This window comes from Providencia vermicola (genome assembly GCF_010748935.1).
Taxonomy (GTDB): Bacteria; Pseudomonadota; Gammaproteobacteria; order Enterobacterales; family Enterobacteriaceae; genus Providencia; species Providencia zhejiangensis.
In genome coordinates this window covers 2,878,344-2,903,311 of sequence record NZ_CP048796.1, presented here as the reverse complement: position 1 = coordinate 2,903,311, position 24,968 = coordinate 2,878,344, and the positions used below count along the sequence as shown (strand labels likewise).

At 42.6% G+C, this 24,968-nt stretch carries 24 protein-coding genes and 1 CRISPR repeat array (1 of these 25 only partly in view); of the genes, 20 read left to right on the top strand and 4 right to left on the bottom strand.

From position 1 onward, the window contains the following. Positions 1-7: 7 nt before the first annotated feature. The 7 genes from cheW to G3341_RS13135 all read left to right on the top strand — a co-directional run bounded on the left by cheW (position 8) and on the right by G3341_RS13135 (position 7,031). A complete protein-coding gene (gene cheW / locus G3341_RS13165) occupies positions 8-505 on the top strand; it encodes a chemotaxis protein CheW (protein ID WP_154622964.1) in 498 nt (165 codons plus the stop codon). Positions 506-598: 93 nt separating this feature from the next. Next, positions 599-2,284 (top strand): methyl-accepting chemotaxis protein, encoded by a 1,686-nt coding sequence (locus G3341_RS13160; RefSeq protein ID WP_163862354.1) that lies wholly within the window; start codon positions 599-601, stop codon positions 2,282-2,284. A gap of 112 nt (positions 2,285-2,396) precedes the next feature. Continuing rightward, on the top strand, positions 2,397-3,962 hold the full coding sequence (locus G3341_RS13155) for a methyl-accepting chemotaxis protein (protein ID WP_154622966.1): 1,566 nt from the start codon (positions 2,397-2,399) through the stop codon (positions 3,960-3,962). Positions 3,963-4,031: 69 nt separating this feature from the next. Beyond that, the gene (locus G3341_RS13150) at positions 4,032-4,868 is read left to right on the top strand and encodes a CheR family methyltransferase (RefSeq protein WP_154622967.1); all 837 of its coding nucleotides are present in this window, start codon (positions 4,032-4,034) and stop codon (positions 4,866-4,868) included. Further along, entirely contained in the window at positions 4,868-5,935 is a 1,068-nt protein-coding gene (locus G3341_RS13145) for a protein-glutamate methylesterase/protein-glutamine glutaminase (protein WP_154622968.1), read from the top strand. Before G3341_RS13150 ends, G3341_RS13145 begins: the two co-directional genes overlap by 1 nt. Positions 5,936-5,975: 40 nt before the next feature. Further along, positions 5,976-6,368, top strand: a complete 393-nt coding sequence (cheY, locus tag G3341_RS13140) for a chemotaxis response regulator CheY (RefSeq protein WP_154622969.1) — start codon at positions 5,976-5,978, stop codon at positions 6,366-6,368. A gap of 24 nt (positions 6,369-6,392) precedes the next feature. Continuing rightward, a complete protein-coding gene (locus G3341_RS13135) occupies positions 6,393-7,031 on the top strand; it encodes a protein phosphatase CheZ (RefSeq protein ID WP_154622970.1) in 639 nt (212 codons plus the stop codon). Positions 7,032-7,131: 100 nt separating this feature from the next. Here G3341_RS13135 and G3341_RS13130 read toward each other — a convergent pair whose 3' ends face one another. Then, positions 7,132-7,689 carry a hypothetical protein gene (locus tag G3341_RS13130; protein WP_154622971.1) on the bottom strand — a complete coding sequence of 186 codons (558 nt, stop codon included), beginning with the start codon at positions 7,687-7,689 and terminating at the stop codon, positions 7,132-7,134. A 335-nt stretch (positions 7,690-8,024) separates the two neighbouring features. On the opposite strand from G3341_RS13130, the gene flhB reads away from it, so the two are divergent. Then, a complete protein-coding gene (flhB, locus tag G3341_RS13125) occupies positions 8,025-9,176 on the top strand; it encodes a flagellar biosynthesis protein FlhB (RefSeq protein ID WP_163862351.1) in 1,152 nt (383 codons plus the stop codon). Further along, positions 9,169-11,265, top strand: a complete 2,097-nt coding sequence (gene flhA / locus G3341_RS13120; RefSeq protein ID WP_154622987.1) for a flagellar biosynthesis protein FlhA — start codon at positions 9,169-9,171, stop codon at positions 11,263-11,265. The genes flhB and flhA overlap by 8 nt, the downstream gene beginning before the upstream one ends. Before the next feature lie 558 nt (positions 11,266-11,823). Here the strand turns inward: flhA and G3341_RS13115 are convergent. The 3 genes from G3341_RS13115 to flgA all read right to left on the bottom strand — a co-directional run bounded on the left by G3341_RS13115 (position 11,824) and on the right by flgA (position 13,406). After that, entirely contained in the window at positions 11,824-12,264 is a 441-nt protein-coding gene (locus G3341_RS13115) for a flagella synthesis protein FlgN (RefSeq protein WP_154622973.1), read from the bottom strand. Between the two features lie 10 nt (positions 12,265-12,274). Next, entirely contained in the window at positions 12,275-12,577 is a 303-nt protein-coding gene (gene flgM / locus G3341_RS13110) for a flagellar biosynthesis anti-sigma factor FlgM (protein ID WP_154622974.1), read from the bottom strand. A 172-nt stretch (positions 12,578-12,749) separates the two neighbouring features. Next, positions 12,750-13,406, bottom strand: a complete 657-nt coding sequence (flgA, locus tag G3341_RS13105; RefSeq protein WP_163862349.1) for a flagellar basal body P-ring formation chaperone FlgA — start codon at positions 13,404-13,406, stop codon at positions 12,750-12,752. Positions 13,407-13,682: 276 nt separating this feature from the next. On the opposite strand from flgA, the gene flgB reads away from it, so the two are divergent. The 11 genes from flgB to flgL all read left to right on the top strand — a co-directional run bounded on the left by flgB (position 13,683) and on the right by flgL (position 23,900). After that, a complete protein-coding gene (gene flgB, locus G3341_RS13100) occupies positions 13,683-14,096 on the top strand; it encodes a flagellar basal body rod protein FlgB (RefSeq protein WP_154622976.1) in 414 nt (137 codons plus the stop codon). A 5-nt stretch (positions 14,097-14,101) separates the two neighbouring features. Continuing rightward, positions 14,102-14,506, top strand: a complete 405-nt coding sequence (gene flgC / locus G3341_RS13095) for a flagellar basal body rod protein FlgC (protein WP_163862346.1) — start codon at positions 14,102-14,104, stop codon at positions 14,504-14,506. Positions 14,507-14,518: 12 nt separating this feature from the next. Beyond that, positions 14,519-15,352 carry a flagellar hook assembly protein FlgD gene (locus tag G3341_RS13090; protein WP_154622978.1) on the top strand — a complete coding sequence of 278 codons (834 nt, stop codon included), beginning with the start codon at positions 14,519-14,521 and terminating at the stop codon, positions 15,350-15,352. A 30-nt stretch (positions 15,353-15,382) separates the two neighbouring features. Beyond that, the gene (gene flgE / locus G3341_RS13085) at positions 15,383-16,603 is read left to right on the top strand and encodes a flagellar hook protein FlgE (RefSeq protein WP_154622979.1); all 1,221 of its coding nucleotides are present in this window, start codon (positions 15,383-15,385) and stop codon (positions 16,601-16,603) included. A gap of 15 nt (positions 16,604-16,618) precedes the next feature. Then, complete coding sequence (locus G3341_RS13080; RefSeq protein ID WP_154622980.1) at positions 16,619-17,374, top strand: flagellar basal body rod protein FlgF; 756 nt, start codon at positions 16,619-16,621, stop codon at positions 17,372-17,374. Between the two features lie 19 nt (positions 17,375-17,393). Beyond that, a complete protein-coding gene (gene flgG / locus G3341_RS13075) occupies positions 17,394-18,176 on the top strand; it encodes a flagellar basal-body rod protein FlgG (RefSeq protein ID WP_154622981.1) in 783 nt (260 codons plus the stop codon). Positions 18,177-18,266: 90 nt separating this feature from the next. Next, positions 18,267-19,034: a flagellar basal body L-ring protein FlgH gene (locus tag G3341_RS13070; RefSeq protein ID WP_375097498.1), complete on the top strand. Its 768-nt coding sequence runs from the start codon at positions 18,267-18,269 to the stop codon at positions 19,032-19,034. Positions 19,035-19,071: 37 nt separating this feature from the next. Beyond that, positions 19,072-20,175 (top strand): flagellar basal body P-ring protein FlgI, encoded by a 1,104-nt coding sequence (locus G3341_RS13065; RefSeq protein WP_154622982.1) that lies wholly within the window; start codon positions 19,072-19,074, stop codon positions 20,173-20,175. Further along, positions 20,175-21,155 carry a flagellar assembly peptidoglycan hydrolase FlgJ gene (gene flgJ, locus G3341_RS13060; protein WP_163862343.1) on the top strand — a complete coding sequence of 327 codons (981 nt, stop codon included), beginning with the start codon at positions 20,175-20,177 and terminating at the stop codon, positions 21,153-21,155. The genes G3341_RS13065 and flgJ overlap by 1 nt, the downstream gene beginning before the upstream one ends. Before the next feature lie 140 nt (positions 21,156-21,295). Next, entirely contained in the window at positions 21,296-22,936 is a 1,641-nt protein-coding gene (gene flgK / locus G3341_RS13055) for a flagellar hook-associated protein FlgK (protein WP_163862340.1), read from the top strand. Between the two features lie 28 nt (positions 22,937-22,964). Continuing rightward, entirely contained in the window at positions 22,965-23,900 is a 936-nt protein-coding gene (gene flgL, locus G3341_RS13050; RefSeq protein WP_154622985.1) for a flagellar hook-associated protein FlgL, read from the top strand. 254 nt (positions 23,901-24,154) lie between these two features. Beyond that, a CRISPR array of direct repeats spans positions 24,155-24,968; the repeat unit is 28 nt; unit sequence GTTCACTGCCGTATAGGCAGCTTAGAAA; it runs 174 nt beyond the window's last position.

The following is a 24,968-nucleotide window of genomic DNA, read 5'->3' as shown; positions in this document are numbered from 1 at the left end:
AAACACTATGTCAATGTTGGATGATGATTTAAATAAGCTTGATGAAGAAAAAAATGGGGAAGGTTATCTCATTTTTACGTTAGGCGAAGAAGAATACGGCATCGAAATATTAAAAGTACAAGAAATTAGAGGATATGAGCAAGTTACTCGTATTGCTAATACACCTGATTTCATTAAAGGGGTTACCAATTTAAGGGGAGTGATTATCCCTATTATTGATTTACGCATTAAATTTTCCCATCAAAACGTCACCTATAACGACAACACGGTGGTGATTGTTGTGAATTTAAAAGACAGGGTTGTTGGCATTGTTGTTGATGGCGTATCCGACGTATTAGTGCTGAATGAAGAGCAAATTGCTGCTCCGCCAGATTTTGCCGTCACATTATCAACGAAATATCTGACAGGGCTTGGTACTGTGGGAGAGCGTATGTTGATTCTTGTGGATATTGAAAAACTGTTAACCAGTGACGAAATGGCGCTGATTGACAGCATGGCTGAGTAACCCTCAGCCATAAATATTCTCGTTTCAACGGCTAAAGTTTTTAGCCTTACGACCGATACCAAAAATACAACAACATTATGTTAGTAAAACGTCATGCACAGCCGAATTAAAATCGTATCAGGACTTTTGTCCGTCATTGTTGTCTTTATTCTGTTGCAGTTAATATCCAGCAGTTTGATGTTTAATAAACTGGGCGATAACAGTGACAGTATTAATTATTTGAATTCGCTCCAACGCCAAAGACAAGTATTAACCGAAAGTTGGGTTAATCTTTTACAAGCTCGCGCTAATCTGAATCGCTCAGTCAATGCCTATTTATTGGAAGGGCGTGCCTATCAGGATGATGCTTCCGCTGACGACCTGATTAAGGCAGCAAATCGTAATTTTAAAGCCGCGAATGCTGCCTATCAGCGTTATAACAAGCTGATGTCAGAAACAAATTATGATAAGGCTAAATTTGAAAAGCTCTTTTCAACTTATGAAACTTACCGTAATGCGTTAATTAAATTAGGGGAATACGCTCAAAAAGGTCAATTAGAGCAATTCTATGCACATCGTACGTCAGAACATCAAATTAAATTTGAAGAACAATTTAATGCTTATTTTGCTGACATTTCAGCGGATTTCCAAAGTGAAGTTAAACGTGCCGATGCTAATTATCGCGAATCCTTATATTTAATTATCTTTTTATCGGTTGTATTAGCACTTATTGGCTTCTTGAGTTACCGCTATGTACGTAAGGGAATTATTGAACCTTTAGGGCATTTAATTCAACGAATCAAAATTTTTGCTGCGGGTGATTTAACACCAACCGTTGATACCAAGGCGACCAATGAAATTGGTGAATTGGCTCGGGGTGTCGAACATATGCAACAAGAACTGATTAATACGGTTCGTGGGGTTCGTGATGGTAGTGAGACTATTTATCAAGGAACCAGTGAGATAGCCGCAGGTAACAATGATCTTTCTTCTCGTACTCAGCAACAAGTTGCGTGTTTAGAAGAAACTGCCGCGAGTATGAGTGAGCTGACCGCGACAGTAAAACAAAATACGGAGTACGCGCATCAAGCTAGCGAGTATGCAAGTCAAGCTTCAGCGATTGCTAAAGAAGGCGGGAAAGTGGTGTCCAATGTGGTAAATACCATGCTGAATATCGCTGAAAGTTCTCAAAAGATCTCAGATATCACTGCTGTTATCGATAGCATTGCCTTCCAAACCAATATATTAGCATTGAATGCGGCGGTTGAAGCGGCACGTGCTGGTGAACATGGGCGTGGATTTGCGGTGGTGGCCGATGAGGTTCGTAACCTCGCGCAACGCAGTGCAAATGCCGCAAAAGAGATCAAAGCATTGATTGAAGACTCTGTATCAAGAACCGATACAGGCGCGCGTCAAGCTGGTGATGCGGGTGAAACAATGACAAAAATTGTTGAGTCCGTTACTCGTGTCACTGACATTATGTCCCATATTGCATTGGCATCGGATGAGCAGAGCAAGGGAATTTCACAGGTCAGTATTGCCGTTGCTGAAATGGATAAGGTGACTCAGCAAAATGCTTCACTCGTTGAACAATCTGCGGTTGCGGCAAATGTTTTGGAAGAACAAGTCGCTAAGCTTGCTCAACTGATATCGATTTTCCGTTTGCCTGCCATGAAGCAAACAGAGCGCCAAGTGACAGAGCCTGCGGCAAGAACAATTTCAAATGTCGTGAAGACGCCAGATTTGAAAAAAATAGCATCGAAGAATCATCAAGATGATGACAATTGGGAAACTTTCTAAAGACTCAGCTCAGCTTAGCGCTGCCAAGTTTTACGCTTGGCAGCGTTTCTGTACATCACTGAAATAGTGATTGTTACATAGAAATCTTAGCTGGCGTATGTGGGGATAAAATATGTTTGGTAAGAGTATAAGGATTTCAGTCAGTTTATATCTACTGCTTATTATGTTTTGTGGGATGCAGATAGTATCTAGCGCCCTTTCATTGGGAATAGTGTCTAGCGAACTCTCTTCTTTAGAACGTATCGATCTCGGTTCGAAAAAACGTGATTTACTCGAAACCACCTATGAAGATCTTATGCAAGCCCGTAGTACTCTGACCCAAATCGTGGTGCACATGAAAGTGGATTCTGACACGAAGAGCATTGAGCAGGCGAAAGGTGTTTTTGATCAATTTCTACAAAAAGCGGCTGACGACTATGAAAAATTTAAAGCTCAGCCGCTATTGAATGAGCATGAAAATCTCGCGGCAATCGAAGAGAGTTACCAAGCTTTTGTGGCAATTTTAAAAGAATTAAGAGCGTTGATTGAGAGTAATGACATTCCTGGCTATGTCGCATTGCCTGCACAGCAGCATCAAGATCAGATGGCTGAAATTATCAACCAATACCTTGAGTTACTGAACAACGACAGCAAAAACTCACTAGATTCTGCGAATTTCTATAATCAAGTGGCCTGGTTTATGTTCTTTGCTGTGACCTTCATTATTTTAGCCGTTTCTGGTTTAGCGCATTTTTGGATGAAGCGTAAAGTCATTTATCCACTCATGAGCATGAGTGAACACTTTATGAAACTCGCGCAAGGCAAACTGAATCAAGATATTCGCGTCACAACCCGAGATGAAATTGGTGAAGTATTTGAACAACTTAAACTGATGCAAGAGTCACTTGCGACTTCAGTTATTAATTTACGCATCAACACTGACCAAATGTATACCGGTATTCGTGAGATTGCGTTGGGCAATAACAATTTATCCTCTCGCACGGAGCAACAAGCTGCATCATTAGAAGAGACGGCAGCGAGCATGGAAGAATTAACCGCGACAGTAAAACAAAATGCGGACAACGCACGTCAAGCAAGTGAACTCGCGATCTCAGCATCAAAAACGGCAACTAAAGGCGGTGATATTACTGTCGATGTTATTGAAACAATGACAGAAATTTCACACAGCTCACAAAAAATCAGTGCCATTATTAGTGTGATTGATGGCATTGCCTTCCAAACCAATATTCTCGCTTTAAATGCAGCAGTAGAAGCCGCTAGAGCTGGCGAACAGGGACGTGGGTTCTCGGTTGTTGCAGGTGAAGTTCGTGCATTGGCTCAGCGTAGTGCTGAAGCGGCGAAAGAGATTAAAACATTGATTGATGAATCCGTTGGACGAGTCAACCAAGGATCTCAATTAGTTAACGAAGCGGGACAAACCATGAATGAGTTGGTGGCGGCAGTGAATCAGGTCACTGAATTGATGGGGAATATCGCGTCTGCTTCTAATGAACAGAGCCGAGGTATTGAACAGGTTGCAACAGCAGTGAGCCAAATGGATTTAGTGACGCAACAAAACGCCGCATTGGTTGAGCAATCGACCAGTGCAACAGCGGCCTTGGAAGACCAAGCCAATAATTTAGTTGATACTGTTGCATTCTTTGAAGTATCGGAAAATAAAGTCGCACACATTCGTTAATTCATTGCTAGGCATTAAGCAGCCGTTTATCGGCTGCTTCTGGGTTTTTATTAAATAGGACAAAGTACGATGCTTTTTGCGCCACAGATAGAACCATTGACCGATGAAGAGTTCGGTCGGGTTTGCCGATTTATTCATAAAAAATCAGGCATCGTTCTTACCATGAATAAAAAAAACATGGTGTATAACCGGTTATTAAAAAGGTTACGAGACTGTAATGTCAGTAATTTCGCTGAATATCTCCATATGTTAGAGCGAGAGCCGTTACATCCTGAATGGCAAGCATTTGTGAATGCATTGACGACAAACTTAACCGCTTTTTTCCGTGAACCTCATCATTTTGTCACTTTGGCCGATTTTGTTCGTTCTCGTAAAAATAGCAACATCAATATTTGGTGTGCGGCTTCTTCAACAGGGGAAGAACCTTATTCTATTGCGATGACACTAAGCGATGTGCTGGGTGCTCAAGCCTCTAATGCCAAAATCATCGCAAGTGATATTGATACAGAGGTATTAGATAAGGCGAAACAAGGTGTGTATCGCATTGAAGAACTCAAATCACTCAGTGCATTACAGCGGCAACGCTATTTCATGAAAGGGGTGGGAGATTTTGAAGGCTACGCACGTGTTAAACAGACATTAAGGCAGATGATTGAATTTCGGTATTTAAATCTTAGCGATAACGATTGGCAGCTGCAACATCGCTTTGATGCAATTTTTTGTCGTAACGTCATGATCTACTTCGATAAAGAGATGCAAATCAAACTATTAGAGCGGTTTGCGCCATTACTCAAACCAGACGGTTTGTTATTTATCGGCCATTCAGAAAATTTATCACAATTATCACAACGATTTGTAATTAAAGGACAAACAGTCTACAGCTTACAATCGGCGAGGAGGGGGTGATGAACAAAATTAAAGTGCTTTGTGTTGATGACTCAGCATTAATGCGTCAAATCATGCGTGAAATCATTAATAGTCACTCCGACATGATGGTTGTTGATACGGCACCGGATCCCTATGTGGCGCGTGATTTAATCAAACAACATCAACCTGATGTCTTAACGCTTGATGTTGAGATGCCGCGGATGGACGGCATTGATTTTTTAGAGAAATTGATGAGGTTACACCCATTACCTGTTGTTATGGTTTCTACGCTCACATCCAAAGGCTCTGAAGTTACACTGAAAGCATTAGAACTTGGTGCGGTTGATTTTGTCACTAAGCCACAAATTGGTATCCGTGAAACCATGATGAGCTACCGTGATGTGATCGGCGAAAAAATCCGTGCCGCGGCCATGTCAAAAATTACTCAGCGAAATCGTTTTGCGCGTCCAGAAAAGGGGGTTGCTGAGCCAACAAAAATGGTTAAGCCACTGTCACCCTATGTTTGTCATAGCAGAGTGATTGCTGTAGGGGCATCAACTGGCGGGACAGAAGCTATTCGCCAATTTTTAGAAATGCTCCCTCGTGAATGTCCTCCGGTGGTGATTACACAGCATATGCCTGCCGGTTTTACGCGTTCATTTGCTGAAAGGTTAAATAAATTGTGTTCGTTGACCGTGAAAGAGGCCGAACACAATGAACCACTACAGAAAGGCCATGCTTATATTGCCCCCGGTGATTCACATATGTTGGTAGTCGATAACGGCCGTGGTTATCACATCCGTTTACAGCAAACTGAACCTGTAAACCGCCATCGCCCTTCTGTGGATGTGTTATTTGACTCCGTGGCGAAATGTGTTGGTCGTAAGTGTGTGGGTATTTTATTAACCGGAATGGGCATGGATGGGGCAAAAGGCATGCTGAACTTGCGTCAACAAGGCGCGGTCACCTACGCACAAAACGAAAGCAGTTGCGTGGTATTTGGCATGCCGCGAGCAGCTATCGAACTCAATGCTGTCGACGAAATTCAAGATATTGCCAAAATTGCGCCGAGTGTTTTGGCTCGACTTTCATCTGTGTCCGCATAACGGTTGCAGAATTTACAATTGTATTTTTGAAGGAGTGGTTATGGCCGCTAAAGATCTGAGTTTTTTGGTAGTAGATGATTTTTCCACGATGCGACGTATTGTTCGTAACTTATTAAAAGAACTTGGCTTTAATAAAATTGAAGAAGCGGAAGATGGCATTGATGCCTTAGAAAAAATCCGTGCCGGACATATTGATTTTGTGGTTGCGGATTGGAATATGCCTAACATGGATGGCTTAGAGTTATTGAAAACTATTCGTGGCGATGAAGCGTTGAAACATATTCCTGTTTTGATGGTGACTGCTGAAGCGAAGAAAGAAAATATCATCGCAGCAGCCCAAGCGGGTGCGAGTGGCTATGTTGTGAAGCCATTTACCGCGGCGATATTAGAAGAAAAATTGAACAAAGTATTTGAAAAGATGGGATTGCAATAAACGCACCTGCTGAAGGAGAGTGTGATGACAGAACAAATAGTAACGGCGAGCAGTCCCACTGGTAATGACGATTTAAAACAGGTCATTACTCGGATTGGTACCTTGATGAGAACTTTGCGCGAAAGCATGCGGGAACTTGGCTTAGAAAAAAGTGTTCAGCAGGCTGTTGCTAGCATTCCTGATGGCAAAGACCGTCTGCGCTATATTGCGCAAATGACGGCTCAAGCAGCTGAAAAAACATTAAATGGTATTGATGTAATCAAACCACTGCAAGCCCAGATGCATGACCAAGCGCTAGCATTGCAGCAGCAATGGAATGGTGTGACTAATAACCAAATTAGTGCGGAATTACAGCAATCTACGAATGATTTTCTCGGTCGAGTGATTACTGATAGTAATACGACTAAAGCAGAATTACTTGAAATCATGATGGCACAAGACTTTCAAGATCTGACAGGGCAAGTCATTAAAAAAATGATGGAAGTGGTCGAAGAAGCAGAGAAACAGCTACTCGCATTGTTAATGGAAAATACGCCACCAGAAATGCGAGTTAAACAGCAGAATGACAGCTTATTAAATGGCCCACAGATTAATAAAGACGGTGCGAATGTGATGGCATCACAATCGCAAGTCGATGATTTGTTAGATGAGTTAGGTTTCTAACTGGCGGTAGATCCCCCTTCAACTATGATGCAGGGGGATTTCATCATGTAGAGAACATGTCGCTCAAGTCATGAAACAGAGCACGCTATCGACCTATTACTTAGTCATGTTGATAGACTTCAACAATTTTGCCACCAAATGCTTCAGTAAATTGCTGAATGAAATCATCACTCATATCCCAACTATGAAAACTGAATCCTAAATCACCAAATGCCCATGGTGGGTCATAATGCCAGTCTGAAATAGGGGCGTGATAATCACAATTGACACATTCTAAATCATGAGGATGACCTTCGTACCAAGCCGTCACCGCATCGCTCCAACGTTCACTTTGCTCGCTTTGCTCATTTTTACACGTTGGGCAGTAGATACCCAGACCATTTCCTCCGGCATGGAAAACCGTACGCTCAGTGGTAATGGTTAAATAGTTTTTCAGTATGTTTTCGGGAAGTTGTGTCGGTACGATTTTATCATCAATCACATATAAGATGGGTTGTTTATACGCTGGCGTCGGGCGATACAACACTTCATCATCTTCTAGCTGCTGATAATCAGGGTCAATAATACCTTGTTGTTTTAACCAATTTAGCATGCGTTCCGCTTCTTTTTTGGCATCTTCAGCTAAAACCTCTGGGGCGACAAGATGGCAACTATCCATATCGTGGTGACCTTTAAACAAGAAAGTAGCTGATTAGCTTACCTTCTGACATGACCGAACAAAATAGGATTCGGTGTATTTATTTTGCAGTACTGATCATGTCTACGCTTAATCAGCATACTCAGGATTTTCGTCTTTATTTTTGTCATGTAATTTCGACATCTTTTTAATGCACGATGCCGTTATTTTTTGCGTAACGTTTCGCAAAATAGCTGAAATATTACTCAATGGGTAAATAACCCTAGTGAACGTCGTCTATTTTCTTGCATTGATTTTTTTACACTCTGTCATGCTATAGCCCAAACTTCCAATCTGCTGACCAGCAAGGAAATGGCGTGTCCGACGACAGTGATGTAGAAAAAACAGAAGAACCCACGCCCCATAAAAAACAGAAAGCAAAAGATGATGGGCAGATAGTTCGTTCAAAAGAGCTAAGTTCGCTAATGATGATGTTGGCGGGTATCAGCCTATTATGGCTAAGTGGTGGGCACCTTGCCGACGAGTTGCGGCAAATTTTTCGTCAAGGCTTTATTTTTGATGGGCACTATATACAAAACACCTTGTTGATGGTGAGTTACTTTGGACAAATGGTAGGGGAAGCATTATTTGCACTCTTACCTGTCATTGGCGGGTTGGCGTTAGTTGGTATTTCGGCATCTTCACTTGTTGGTGGCTTATTATTTAATAGTAAATTAATTAAATTTGATTTGAAAAAGCTTAATCCAATCAGTGGATTAAAACGAATTTTTTCGATGAACGCACTCTCTGAACTGTTTAAAGCAGTCCTAAAGTCGATGTTTGTTGGATTAGGGGCAGCCATTTTTTTATGGCAAAACTGGCCATCATTGTTGCATCTGGTAACCGAATCACCAGTAAGTGCGTTAGAAAACGCGATGTACAAGGTGATTTTTGCCGGCTATTTAATTGTATTTTTGCTGATCCCGATGGTGGCATTTGATGTGTTTTATCAGTTTCGCTCTCATTTAAAAAAATTACGAATGAGCCGCCAAGAAATCAAAGACGAGTTTAAACAACAAGAGGGTGACCCTCAAATTAAAGCAAAAATTCGTCAGCAGCAGCGAGCAATAGCGCGTAATCGCATGATGGCGGATGTGCCTCAAGCCGATGTGATTGTCACCAACCCGACTCACTATGCAGTCGCATTAAAATACGATGACAAGCATATGGGGGCGCCGAAAGTATTGGCAAAAGGTGCTGGCGTGTTAGCGCAACGCATCAAAGAAATCGGCCAAGAGCATCGAATTTTACAGCTAGAGGCTCCCCCATTAGCACGGGCTCTCTATCGCCATGCTGAAATAGGGCAAAGCATTCCTGTCGCACTGTATGCTGCGGTGGCAGAAGTCTTAGCATGGGTTTACCAACTGCGTCGCTGGCGGCGTGAGGGTGGATTAAAACCAAGAAAACCGAAAAATTTACCAGTGCCACCGGCGCTGGATTTTGCTGGAGAAAACAATCGCGATGGCTAATTTGGCTGCATTATTAAAATTGCCTAAAAATTTACAGGGTACACAGTGGCAAATTCTTGCTGGCCCAGTGCTTATCTTACTTATCTTATCAATGATGGTACTGCCGCTACCGGCCTTTATTTTGGATTTGCTATTTACCTTTAATATCGCGCTATCCATTATGGTGCTATTAGTGGCAATGTTCACCAAGCGTACACTTGATTTTGCTGCTTTCCCAACCATCTTACTGTTCGCGACATTATTACGTTTATCACTGAATATCGCCTCAACACGTATCATTTTGCTGGATGGTCACACCGGTCCTGATGCGGCAGGGCGTGTTGTTGAAGCCTTCGGTCACTTCTTGGTCGGCGGCAACTTTGCGATCGGGATTGTCGTTTTTATCATTTTAGTGTTGATTAACTTCATGGTGATTACTAAGGGGGCTGGACGAATCGCTGAAGTCGGCGCACGTTTTGTACTCGATGGTATGCCTGGCAAACAAATGGCCATTGATGCGGATTTGAATGCGGGAATTATTAATGATGATGAAGCCAAAAAACGTCGAGCAGAAGTCACTCAAGAAGCTGATTTTTATGGTTCGATGGATGGTGCGAGTAAATTTGTGCGTGGAGATGCAATCGCGGGGATCATGATCATGGTGATCAACGTCGTTGGTGGACTGATAATAGGTGTTGGGCAACATAATATGACGCTAGGTGATGCAACCAGTGCTTATACGTTGCTGACTATCGGTGATGGCTTAGTGGCTCAGATCCCTGCTCTGATTATCTCCACTGCCGCGGGGGTGATTGTGACTCGTGTGGCGACCGATGAGGATGTGGGTGAGCAGATGGTCACCCAATTATTTAATAACCCACGAGTTATGTGGCTCAGTGCAGGGGTATTAGGGTTAATTGGCTTAATCCCAGGCATGCCAAACTTTGTTTTTTTACTGTTTACGGTGGCGTTAGCTGGATTGGGTTGGTATTTAGTACGTAAATCAAAACAGCCTGAAAACCAAACTGAGGATGGTCAACTCAAACAGTTTCAAGAGGCAAATAAAGTCGTTGAAGCGACGTGGGACGATGTTCAATTAGAAGATTTGTTGGCAATGGAAGTTGGCTATCGGTTGATCCCTTTAGTGGATAACGACCAACAAGGCGAATTGCTTGGACGTATTCGTGGGCTACGCAAAAAATTTGCTCAAGAGGTGGGGTATTTGCCTCCAGTTGTTCATATTTGTGACAACTTAGAGCTTTCCCCTTGTGAATATCGCATCCTTATCAAAGGTGCGGAGGTTGGGCGCGGTGAAGCTCAACCAGGGCGTAGTTTAGCCATTGACCCCGGTAATGCAGCAGGCACCTTACCTGGTGATGCGACTAAAGAACCCGCCTTTGGTCTGCCAGCTGTGTGGATTGATGATGATTTACGTGAACAGGCTCAAATTCAAGGATATACCGTTGTCTCCGCGAGTACGGCTGTGGCGACGCACTTTAATCAAATTCTGCTACAGAACTCCAGCACATTGTTTGGTCGTCAAGAAGCTCAATTGTTGTATGACCGAGTGAAAAAAGAGATGCCGAAGTTGGCTGATGACCTGATCCCTGACACCATTTCTCTGACAATACTGCATCGTGTATTGCAGAATTTATTGGCGGAGGAGGTGATGATCAGAGATATGCGGACGATCCTTGAAACACTCGCTGAAATGGCAGGTGAAAATGGTGAGCAAAAAGATACTGACTATTTAACATCGCAGGTGCGTATCGCGCTAGGACGAGCAATAACCCAACAGTGGTTTGGTCATGCAGAAGAAATTCAAGTGATTGGATTAGATGCCGGTCTCGAGCAAATTTTATTACAGGCGGCAAAAAATGGCGGCGGGTTAGAGCCTAACTTAGCACAATTTATTCAAAATCAGGCAGAAGAGGCGATAAGGCATCAAGAAGCCATGGGAGCCCCGACGGTATTGTTAGTTAATCATGGTTTACGTTTGATTCTTTCTCGTTTTTTACGTCGAAGCTTGCCACAGCTGGTCGTGATGTCAAATCTCGAACTAAATGATCGTCGTAAAATTCGTATGACATCCATGATCAGTGGCAGCTAAATCCGTTTATGAAAGCGATGAGTATTTAATAAAAGAGTACGATGCCTTATTGGGTAATCCAGTCAGGCATCACACACTGTCCGCCATGGCATTTTTATCTTTGGATAAAAGAATAACCTCCCCATAATCATTGCCTATCGATATCACACAGCTATCACTGGCAGAAGACATAAAAAACGCAACGTTGATGTTTGATAGAAACGCTTTTGTGACGTTGATGATGTCACGTTGAATTCTAATGGCTTGAAACATACCAACAGTTATATCACCAATAGGTATGATGCCAATTGGATCATTATTATGTTTTGTGGCTGCTGGTTGTTGTGAAGTTATAGAATAAGATGCTTGGATGAGTCATCTATTACTATTGGATAGATCTAGTTGCCCAGCGAAAGGGCGAGATTGGTTTAACCAATGATATACCTTAAATGATAGCTTCTCTTTTATTGGCTCGTAAACGCGATGATGATGGGATGCGACGATAATAAAAATAAATGATTCTTCAATGATATACCGACTTTAGCTAGCGAGTCATAATTGACCAGTATATCACTGAGATTAAATAGAGATTTTCTTCCCTAAAACAGGGCGTTTCTCTTCTAAACCATCCGCACCATAAGTTGATTGATTATTATGCTTTTTGACAAAAGCAAGTCGCTGATTATTCAGTTCAATGTGCAACTGCAACATTTGGTGGTTACGGTAATTAAGCTCTTTTAACGTCGTTGTTAGCGCTTTAATTTCAGCCCATAGATGATAAAGAGCAGGATGTTCATCATAAGGTGCGGCAATACCAAGTTCTTGCTCAAGGCGTAACCGATTTGTTTCACCATGGCCTATCGTGGTGACTAAATAGCGTTTTTGCTCAGTCGCTTCCTGAAAAGGTGAGGGTGGAACACGGTGGTAGCCCAACAACAGCTCTTCATTCTTCATCACAATTTGTAATGACTGCAAATGTGTGAGCTGTTGTTCCAATAATATTAATAATTCGTCGTTCATATTAACTATCTTATTTCATCGCCAGCATACATTCATGGGCATCGCGTAAAATACCGTCAGCAATTTTTCCTGCATCCATTTGCAATGTTCCCTCTTTAATGGCTTGCTTAATTCTTTCAACCTTTTCACTATTAATATCGCTCGCCTGAGGCTGGAGTAATTTCTTTTTGAGTTCACTTGGTGAAAAAGTACTTTCTTTGACTGATTCGGCTTCTGAGACTTTTTTCTCACGAAGTTGTGCCGCAGGATCTTGAGGGTCACGGTTTGTGACTTGCGTTAACGCTGAAATTGCAGATGTTTGCTCAATAGCCATAGTGTTTTTCCTGTTCCGATATTTTTATGAATGGAATATCGGCATTAATTACGAGTTCTTTAATGTTATGCTTATCTTTAAGACAATTCTAATATTTGAAATGATGCCGCTACTATTCATTATTAGCGGGTACATACTATATATTATGTTATTGAATCTCAATTAAAATTCGCTACTTGAGCGCTATCTGAACACTGCCATTTTCGAGGGCCGAGCCATTCACAACTTGGCCGTTAATGAGACGCACGCGTATATTTTCACCTATGGCAGCATTATTGATGGCTCGTCCTTCATATTTCACAGAAAAATGATTTCCATTGGCAAAAACATAGACGTTTTGTCCTGCTTTAATAGCCCATGGTTTACGCATCATGGATTGCGTCAGCGTCTGTCCTGCATTGATATCACGTAGTGCGATACTACCGCGTATTGCGACTTTATCATTTATCGTGCCAGAGGGTAATTTGTGTAATAACCCCTTTTTGGTCCCGATATCAACAAATTCAATTTTTTCACCACGGGTGATATTGCGTGTTGCAACATGGTACTGCCCTGTGACATTAACGGTTAATTGGATAAATTGCTTCTTTTTACCGCACTGTACAGGTAATGAAATATTTCCCATATTTCGCCTACCGACGGGTGGGAAAATGTGTGGTTTTTCACAATTGGGCCAACGTTCTATTGGGGTTTTTATCTCAATAGAAACTTGATTAGGTTTTGGGTGTATTTGGCGAAAATAGTCGTTAATGTCTTGAGGTAAAGAGGCTTCAGCGGTGGCTGTCAGTAAAATTAATGTACTGAATATTGTTGTTTGAAAACCATTCATCGAACTGACACCTTATCAACATACACTTTTTAGTTGCTCGCATTCTACGCATGCCATCAATATTGAATGGGGCAAATAGGTCAATAATTTTGCCTTTATCCTGCCATTAGATTTTTTGTCATACCGCTAATATAAGCGCGTCGAATTTTAAATTTCAGCGTTTTCTGCATTGCTATTCTTTGAAGAATCGCGTTGGCGAATGACGTGACATATTCCAGCTTATTTAGAGCGATAAGATTGAAACGCTAGGTAAGCACATATTTATCGAGGGCGAACATGATTGATAAATTAAATGCCACATTTGCTTTTCAGCAGCAGGCATTATCAATACGCGAGGCAAGACAAACTGTATTGGCCGCAAATATTGCGAATGCGGATACACCCGGATATCAGGCGCGAGATATTGATTTTAGTCGTCAGTTACAACAGGCGGTCGATCGCGCTGGGATCAACGGTAAAGGTGTTGCGCTTGCAGTGACAGCAAAGGGCCATATAGAAGGCCGAGGCATGAAAGCTCCCGCTCTTGATCTTAAATATCGTGTGCCATACCAAACGTCAATGGATGGTAATACGGTTGATATGGATATAGAACGCAGCCAATTTGCAGATAATACCTTGAAATATCAGGCAGATCTGACATTCATTAATAGTCGCGTTAAAAGCATGTTGGCCGTGCTACAACAAGGGTAATGATTATGGCTTTATTAAGTATTTTCGATATTTCAGCATCTGCATTGACGGCTCAATCACAGCGCCTCAATGTGAGTGCTAGCAATATGGCTAACGCAGAAAGTGTCGTTGGCCCTGACAGTGAACCTTTCCGTGCGAAACAATTGGTCTTTCAAATGTCGCCTCAAGGTCGCAATGAGGTCGGTGGTGTGCGAGTCAGCCAACTGATTGAAGACCCTACACCGCCACGTATGGAATATAAGCCCGGTCATCCATTAGCCGATGAGAAAGGTTATGTACGTATGCCTAATGTCGATATGGTTGGTGAAATGATCAACACGATTTCTGCTTCCCGTAGCTATCAAGCGAATTTAGAAGTAATGAACACCGCGAAAACGTTGCTTCAAAAAACCTTAACCATAGGCCAGTAACGAGGAAGCAAAATGGGCATTGCAGCCACAATGTATGATTCTTTGGATAATACAACGACTGGCCCTGAGCCATTGAAAAGTAATATTCCAACAAAAAGTCAAACAGATGATATGCGTGACACATTTTTAAAAATGATCGTGACGCAGATGCAAAATCAGGATCCCACCAAGCCGATGGAAAACACGGACTTGACGAGTCAACTTGCCCAAATTGCAACTCTCGAAAGCATGAATAAGTTGAGCGATAAAGTCAGCGGGATCTCAAGTCAAATCGGTTCAGGTCAATCGTTGCAAGCAACCCAATTAGTAGGAAAAGGGGTTTTGATACCGCGTAATGAAATTGTGCTTGCACCGCTTAAAAAACAAGAAAGTGGTGAAAATAGCGATATTTCTAAGCCAACAAATCCTCTACCTGATGATGAACTCAACCGTAGTTTGTCGGTGTTAAATGATAGTGGTGATGAGAGTGAGGTATCTCAAGACGATTACATTTCTTCACCATTTGGTTTCTTCCTACCTAAACACGCAGACAGCGTTGAGATCACCATTCGTGACAAAAATAGGGCAGTAGTTCGTACGATTTCTTACGAAACAGAAGTAAAACCCGATATTTACGATATGTCGTGGGATGGTCGTGATAACAACGGTCAATTAGTTGCAGATACTAAAAGTAAATATTTCTTTGATGTAAAGGCCATTAAAAACGGTGCTGAGATAGAAGTCACTAAACTGGGTTATACCCGAGTGAATGGTGTCACACCGGGCACTGATGCGCCTTTATTGGATGTTGGGATAGGGCAGAGTGTGCCACTTAGCAGCATTTTTAAGGTCTACCCATCATCTTAATTTTATTCCCCAAACCGTCATGGAGAACACATGTCTTTTTCACAAGCAGTTAGTGGCTTAAATGCCGCCTCAGCGGGGCTTGATACGATTGGTAATAACATTGCCAACTCCGCAACCAATGGTTTCAAAGGGGCGACCACCTCTTTTGCCGATATGTTTGCCGGTTCAGGCGTAGGTCTGGGTGTTAACGTTGCGGCAGTCACTCAAAATTTTAAAGATGGTCCAATTACTCGGACGGATAGACCGACAGATGTGGCAATTTCTGGTAATGGCTTTTTCCGAGTTCAAAATCAAAACGGCGATATCTTTTATAGCCGTGATGGACAATTTACGCGCGATAAAAGCGGTAATCTGGTGAATAACCAAGGAATGATTATTACCGGTTACCCAGCGGGTTTAGATGAAAATGGCAATATCGTTGTTCAAAGCGGTGGCGTACCTCAAGGATTAAATATCCCAACAGATATGATGGATGCAAGAGCATCTGATACGGCAAAGCTCACCATTAATCTAAACTCCGAAGATAAAGTTAAATCAAAACCATTTGATGTTAATAACCCTGATGACACAGGAAGTTATAACTTTAGTACCACAATGAGTGCCTTTGATAGCCAAGGTAACACCCATGAAATTTCAGTTTATTTTGTTAAAACGGATGACAATAAATGGACGGCTTATGGAAGAGACTCAGGCGATAAGGTGGCGAAAAAATTAGGTGACCTAGAATTCGATGGTAATGGTCGCTTAGCCAGCCCAACGAATGCCGTTTTTGCATTTGATTACAACGGATTGAATGGCGCTAATGATGGCACATTGCAGGTTGACTTAAATAAAACTCGTCAGCAAAAAGTCAGTGAATCTTCTGTCAGTGCTATTGATGTTAATGGCTATCCTGCCGGTGAGTACACCAATTTTAAAATAGAAGACAACGGTCTGATTGTCGCTAACTACTCAAACCAACAAAAGCGAGTGGTTGGTCAAGTGGCCCTGTCTGCTTTTGCTAATCCAAGTGGCTTAGTTTCACAAGGCGGTAACGTGTGGGCATCATCAAATGCGTCAGGTAACCCAATGGATGGCGTACCGGGGGTTGGTCAATTCGGGAAATTGACGAGTGGAGCGTTAGAGTCTTCTAACGTTGATATGAGCCAAGAGCTGATCAATATGATTGTGATGCAACGTAACTACCAATCGAACGCGCAGACAATCAAAACCCAAGATCAGATGCTGCAAACGATGGTTAATTTACGTTAATAGTAGAGGGTGGCCATGGATCACGTCATTTATACCGCAATGGGTGGAGCTCGACATGCGCTTGAAAACCAAGCGATTGTTTCTAACAACATTGCGAATGTTTCTACCTCTGGTTTTAAAGCACAGCTAGCGGCGATGCGCGCTGTTCCGATTAATGGTGATAGCGAGCAAACACGTACGTTAGTCGTTGCTTCAACGCCAGGCGCTGATATGAGCCAAGGGCCGCTTAATTATACCGGCCGGCCGATGGATGTTTCATTGAACGATAAGCATTTCTTAGCGGTTGAACTTGCCGATGGCAGTGAGGCTTATACACGTAACGGGAACATCCAAATTTCATCTGAGGGTGAGCTGGTGATTGGTGAACACCGTTTACAAGGTGATGGCGGGCCAATTAACGTTCCCCCAAATGCTGAATTAACCATTGGTGAGGATGGTACGGTCACCGCGCTACTCGCCACCGATCCGCCAACCATGTTAGGTCAAATTGGTCGTTTGAAAATTGTGGAAGCTCAACCTCAGGATTTGCTACGCGGTGAAGATGGATTATTTCATCTCTCACCACAGGCAATAGCCGCGAATGGTGATGTGCTGGCACAAAGTGAACGAGCATCACTCACATCGGGAGTGATTGAAGGCAGCAATGTTAATGCGGCTGAAGCTATGGTGTCGATGATCGCCAATGCGAGATATTTTGAAATGCAGATGAAAGTGGTACGTAGTGCGGATGAAAATGCACAAAAAGCCAACCAACTGCTTGCCGTTAGCTAATTTTTAGTAAGGAATCACCATGATCCGTTCTCTATGGATTGCGAAAACTGGGCTTGATACCCAACAAACCAACCTTGATGTTATTTCCAACAACTTGGCAAACGTCAGTACTAATGGTTTTAAACGTCAGCGTGCTGTATTTGAAGACTTGTTATATCAAAATGTTCGTCAACCGGGGGCAATGAGCTCAGAGCAAACGTCTTTGCCATCGGGGTTACAATTGGGTACGGGTTCCCGTCCTGTCGCAACAATGCGTATACATAGCCAAGGTGCGTTGAATAAAACAGGGAATACCACGGATATTGCGATTAAAGGGCAAGGTTTTTTACACGTGCAGATGCCTGATGGTAGCGACGCTTATACCCGTGATGGCGCTCTACAGCCTAATCAGGATGGCCAATTAGTCACCTCCAGTGGTTACCAGATCGTGCCGGCAATTACCATCCCAGATAATGCAAATAGCCTTTCTATTGCCTCGGACGGTACCGTTTCAATCACAGTTTATGGTGATAACCAACCACAACAAATTGGGCAAATCACACTGACAACCTTTATTAATGATGCAGGCTTAGAAAGTATGGGGGAAAACCTCTATATGGAAACTGCCAGCTCAGGCGCTCCAAATGAAAGTGCGCCGGGCACTAACGGTGCTGGCTTGCTGTATCAACATATGCTGGAAACCTCGAACGTTAACGTTGCAGAGGAGTTAGTCAATATGATCCAAACTCAACGTGCCTATGAAATTAACAGTAAAGCGGTTTCTGCTTCTGACCAGATGCTGCAACGTTTAACACAACTTTAATTTGATGGAATAGCAATCCAGTACAAGCTAAATGGCAATTTGCGGATGATTGCAGGTTGTCATTTGGCGAATGAGAGGGAATTCAACGTGATGATAAAACAGATACAGCAGCTAAAGAGCACCATGATGATGAAAAGCGGTATTGTCCCTCAAAATAAGGAAAATTCATTATTTTCACCCAGTAAGGTTCTCGTGCTGACATTGGTATTCGCTATCAGTGGCTGCGCTTATGTCAAACCTCGTCCTCTGGTGGATACGCAGACAAGTGCGTTACCGACAGCACCGACCGCACCTGCACCTAATGGCGCCATTTTTCAAAGTGCACAGCCTGCATATTATGGCTATCAACCACTGTTTGAAGATAGGCGGCCTCGTAATGTGGGGGATATTTTAACGATTAACTTGCAAGAGAATGTTAGCGCCAGTAAGAACTCATCGGCCAATGCGAATCGTAGTGGCAAAACAGGTTTTTTAGCCGCCATTTTACCCGGTTTTATGCAGGGTTGGTTAGGGGGTAGCAATACCGAATTGGATGTGAAAGGAAGTAGCGATTTTACGGGGAAGGGAGGAGCGAATGCTAATAATACATTTAAAGGCACAATCACCGTCACGGTCGATCAACTCTTAGCGAATGGCAACTTACATGTTGTTGGTGAAAAACGTATTGCTATCAATCAAGGTACAGAATCGATTCGCTTTTCGGGTGTTGTGAACCCTCGAACAATTGGTGCGGATAATAATGTCAGTTCCACACAAGTGGCGGATGCACGTATTGAATATGTCGGTGATGGTTATATTAACGAATCACAAACCATGGGCTGGTTGCAACGCTTTTTCTTAAATGTTTCGCCTTATTAAGGTGAAAATTGAGCTGTAAACTCGTAGAGATAATCGAATGAATAAATTAGTGACCCTTCTGCTGACACTACTCTGTGTGTTTGTTGCCCCCGTTAATGGTGAGCGCATCAAGGATTTAACTACGGTGCAGGGTGTGCGTGATAACGCGTTAATTGGTTATGGATTGGTGGTCGGGCTGGATGGCACGGGTGACCAAACCATGCAAACGCCATTTACCACCCAAAGCTTGAGTAACATGTTATCTCAGATGGGGATCACGGTTCCTCCTGGCACCAATATGCAATTGAAAAATGTGGCGGCCGTTATGGTCACCGCTAAATTACCGCCTTTTGCACGTTCTGGTCAGTCACTCGATGTTGTTGTTTCTTCAATGGGGAATGCGAAAAGCCTACGCGGAGGAACATTGCTAATGACGCCTTTGAAAGGGGTTGATGGACAAATTTATGCGATGGCACAAGGCAACATTTTAGTCGGGGGAGCAGGCGCCAGTGCGGGGGGGAGTAGTATCAAAGTTAACCAATTGGCTGGTGGGCGGATCACTGGAGGAGCCACGATAGAACGTGAGCTCCCAACGAGTTTCGGCCAAAATGGTGTAATCAATCTACAACTTAATGACGATAGTTTCACATTAGCTCAAGATATTAGTGATGCGATCAATCGGTTACGTGGGGCAGGTACAGCAACACCATTAGATTCTCGCACAGTACAGTTACGTGTGCCGATGACGAATAGTGAGCAAGTACGTTTTCTTGCACAAGTCCAAGAGTTGAACGTTCGCACGCCGATTGCTGAAGCGAAAGTTATCCTTAACTCGCGTACAGGTTCAGTCGTGATCAATCGCAGTGTGACATTAGAAAGCTGTGCCGTGGCACATGGCAGCTTATCTGTGATGGTTGATAGGCAAACGCAAGTGAGCCAACCGGACACGCCGTTTGCTGGCGGACAAACCGTAGTGACGCGTAATACGAATATCGGCCTTCGTGAGCAAGGTGGCGCGCTACAAAAAGTGAACGCAAGTGTACAGCTGAACCAAGTCATACAGGCGCTGAATACTTTAGGCGCAACGCCAACAGATTTAATGTCTATTTTACAAGCGATGGAGAGCGCGGGTTGTTTACGTGCTAAGTTGGAGATCATCTAATGAATGATATGCAACTCATGCAAGGTGCGGCATTTGATTTGCAGTCGCTCAGTAGCCTAAAACGTGAAATTGCTGATTCCCCAGATAAAGGGTTACGTCAAGTCACCCAACAACTGGAAGCGACATTTGTGCAAATGATGTTGAAAAGTATGCGTGATGCGCTACCTCAAGATGGCTTATTTTCCAGCGATCAAACACGCATGCTGACCAGTATGTATGATCAACAAATTGCTCAAGATTTGTCGAATAAAGGATTAGGGTTCGGCGAAATGATGTATCAGCAGTTAAAACAAACTCAAGGTGAGACTTCCTCCCCCGAAGAACCAATAAAGCCATTCAGTATGGAGAGTAAGTTACTGGATTCGCTGCCTAATCCAGCAATGGCTCAAATTGTACGCCGTTTTGCGCCATTAGGTGATGCATTGTCATCACCAATGGGAAAAGTCAAATCCCTCTCGCTAAATAGCCAAAACTTTATCAGTCAGCTTATTGAGCCAGCCAAAGCCGCGAGTCAAAAAAGTGGTATATCGCCTCTGTTAGTGCTTGCTCAAGCCGCGCTGGAAAGTGGTTGGGGTCGCAGAGAAATTTTAACGGCAGAAGGGAAAGCCAGTCATAACCTATTCGGTATTAAAGCAGGGAAAAGCTGGCAAGGACCTGTGACTAACATTATGACGACCGAGGTGATTAACGGTAAAAGCATGAAAATGCGTGATAATTTTCGCGTTTATGCTTCTTATGAAGAAGCGATTGCGGACTATATTAATTTACTCACCGAAAACCCTCGTTATCACAGCGTTAAGCATGCGCAATCACCGGAAGTTGCGGCACGCCGTTTACATCAAGCCGGTTATGCAACAGACCCTAACTACTCGGATAAGTTAATTGCTTTGATTAACCAAATTCGTAGTCATCATGGGGTCGATAAAACAGCCTCGAAAGCGGTTCAAGCGTATACCGTCGATCTCAGTGATATTTTTTAATTTTTTATTAGAAAGGTGCCGTAAGCACTAAATGTTTACGGCATTTTTCCGATAACTAAAGCAATGAAAAAATTTGGGTTGATATTGCGACGGTTTCATCGATAAGCCATGGCGATAAGCACCAGATAAAGGAAAAGCTTATGCTGAATAATGTAATGAATAATGCGCTTAGTGGTGTGAATGCGGCACAAGGTGGGTTAAGTGTTATTTCTAATAACTTAGCTAACGCTGGTGTCGGTTATTATCACCGCCAAAGTGCTGTTTTCGGGGAGAATCCCGGCACAATGACACCTAACGGCTATTTTGGTAACGGTACCTATTTCAGCCATGTTCGCCGCGAATTTGATGAGTTTATCAACCAGCAATACGGTCAATCACGGGCTCGTAGTGGTGAATATGAGGCTTATGCGAAAAACAGTAGCCAAGTTGATGATTTGCTCACTAATGATATCGAAGATATTTCCAGTAATATCGGTAGCTTCTTTACTGCTCTTGATGCTGCGAGTAGTGATGCGAGTGATAAGACACTGATTGATGTTTTTTTGGGTAAGTCAAATGCATTAGTTGGTCAATTTAAAGAAGCAAATCGACGACTGCAAGACATGGAGCGTGATGTTAATCGCCAAATTGAAACTAAGGTGAGAGACATTAATACCTATGCGGAAAAAATCGCAGGTCTGAACCAGCAGATTGCTCGAGTACGCTCTGTGAGTGGTTCCGAACCGAATGACCTGCTTGATGTACGTGATCGCTTAGTCAGTGAAATTAACTCATTAGTTGGTGTAAAAGTCATCGAACAAAATGGGAATTATAACGTTACCTTCGCAAATGGCTTGCCATTAGTCACAGGGGAACACGCTAACCGTTTAGAAGCGGTTCCGTCCTCACAAGATGATAGCCGTTTCAGTATTGGGTTTGTGGGAGCGAATGGGCAAGCGCGAGAAATTCCGGATGATGCATTTCGTGGTGGCGAGCTCAGTGGTGTTTTACGTTCACGCAAAGAAGTTATTGATCCTGCTTATCAAAAAATCAATAAATTAGCATTGGTCTTTGCGAGTAAATTTAATGAGATCCATCAAAAGGGCTTTGACGCTAACGGCAATACAGGTAAGGACTTTTTCGAAATTGGAAAAGGGAATGTCGTCAGCAATACCTTTAATCGGGGCCAAGCGGATTTCGATTTTCACTACAGTGATGTCTCTCAAGTGACGGGTAATAATTATGAGATGCGCTTCGATGGTAAAAATTGGGATGTCACAAGGTTACCAGAAGGGACTAAAGTCACTGTGGATGCGTCAACCGCGGATACACTGAAGTTTGATGGTATTGCGTTGAAGATTAGCAATAATAATGCACAAAGTGGTGACGCATTCTTAGTAAAACCAGTCAATGGTGTCATCAACGGTATGCAGACGTTGGTGAGTGAGGCGGCAAATTTTGCTGCTGCGGGCAGTAAAGGTAGTGGCCCTGGTGATAATGAAAATTTAAAAGAGCTAGTAAAACTCCAAGATCAAAAATTAGTGGGGGGAACATCGACATTCTCAGATTATTACGCCACTATCGTCAATGATGTTGGTAACCAAACAAAGCAAGCGCAAATTGATTCCGAAACACAAAATAAAATGACAGAAAGCTTCTATGAGCAGCAGCAGGCTATTTCTGGCGTCAATATGAACGAAGAAAGTATTCAGATGCAAAAAATCCAACAGTTTTTTAATGCCAATGCACAGGTACTAAAAACCGTTGATGACCTGTTCAATGCCTTGATGAGAGCGTTCTAAGTTTCAGTGAATTAAAAAGGATTCTATTATGCGTTTAAGTACTAATATGATTTATCACCAACGTTTGCAAGACATGAACAATGCACAAGCACGTTGGATGGATGCAGGCAGTCAATTAGCGTCGGGAAAACGAGTGAGTAAGCCATCGGATGACCCTCAAGCATCCTCACAGGCGGTACGAATTAATCAGTCAGAAAACCGTAATCAGCAATATGTCGCAAGCCGAGGGTTCGCAAAAACCGGTATGTTGTTGCAAATGAGTATTTTGACTCAAATGACGGATATAACAACTCAAATCGATACAACTATTATTCAAGCTTCCAACCAAGCCAGTTTAAGCGATAGCGATAGATTATCCCTCGCAGAACAATTAAGTGGTTTAAAGGACCAGTTGGTTGCTTTGGGTAATACAACCGATGGTAATGGCCGTTATATTTTTGCTGGTTTTAAATCGGATAAGCCCCCATTTGAGGTCGATGCAAGTGGTGAAGTGATCTATAAAGGCGGCGATAAAGCGATTATGCAGAATGTATCGAGCGATCGCGAAATGACAACCTATTTCACTGGTGCTCAAGTATTTACAACAGATAGCACGAATACGGTTGAGGTGTTTAAAAGATTAAATGCAGGTATTGCTGCATTGAAAACACCACAAGAAAATGCGACTCAAGCTGAGCGAGAGGCTGCTCAAAAAGCATTGGGTGAGGCGAACTCAGCAATTAAATCGGCGTTAGATAAGATTTCAAACATTGAGGCTAAGCAAGGGTTGCAATTGCAAGAAATTGATAAGTTAGATTTCCTTGCAGATACGCGCAGTATTCAAAATAGTCAGCGTATGAGTAATTTGTTAGATACAAATTGGACAGGGGCAACATCAGACTATTATAAAGAGATGGCAATGTTCCAAGCGTCTCAGGATATTTTTAAAGATTTAAATAGCATGTCACTGTTTGGCGGTCGCTAATTTATTAGCCAGCTTCAATTGGGTTGAGGCTGGCTAATTGGTTTACCCACTTCTTTTTCCCTCTTGTTCATATTTTTCCTATCAAACCATTGTATTTTTCTTCGTATGTTTTACCCTTTATTTACCTTTTTATTTTTGCTCTTTAAAAATTTCTGATAAAACAAGATGTTACTAAGGTAGTAAAAAAAGAAGGTATTTAGCTAATAATTAGCTTAATTTATTGTTGTCTAACGCATTTTATTTGCTAGGCTATCGTTCACTGCCGTATAGGCAGCTTAGAAAGGTAGGAAATATTGTATCAGTTACAAAAGATAGTTCACTGCCGTATAGGCAGCTTAGAAACCGCGAATGGGACACCGGAGCTGGCGTTTTGGGTTCACTGCCGTATAGGCAGCTTAGAAAAGATCAGCAAAGAGGTGCTGAGGATACGCCAGGTTCACTGCCGTATAGGCAGCTTAGAAATATAAATATAATAGGATTAACAAGCATTGTCAGTTCACTGCCGTATAGGCAGCTTAGAAAGTCAGTTGCGGCACTTAAAGAGCAACAGTCATGTTCACTGCCGTATAGGCAGCTTAGAAACGTAAATTTGCGTGTAAAAGATTATTTTACATGTTCACTGCCGTATAGGCAGCTTAGAAAAGACAAACAAGCAGCTGAGACACAAGATAATCGTTCACTGCCGTATAGGCAGCTTAGAAATTTATCATCCAGCACGACCGGTGTAGTGATAAGTTCACTGCCGTATAGGCAGCTTAGAAAAGTAAATTTGCGTGTAAAAGATTATTTTACATGTTCACTGCCGTATAGGCAGCTTAGAAAGAGCGAATACAACAAATACTAACTTTTATCTGGTTCACTGCCGTATAGGCAGCTTAGAAATATTTCTCCCACCCAAAATTTAGTACCTGAATGTTCACTGCCGTATAGGCAGCTTAGAAATATAGGTGAATATATCAAAAACGGTGAAACAAGTTCACTGCCGTATAGGCAGCTTAGAAAACACAGAAACCAATCATGCACAATCTCGCTGAGTTCACTGCCGTATAGGCAGCTTAGAAATTTGAA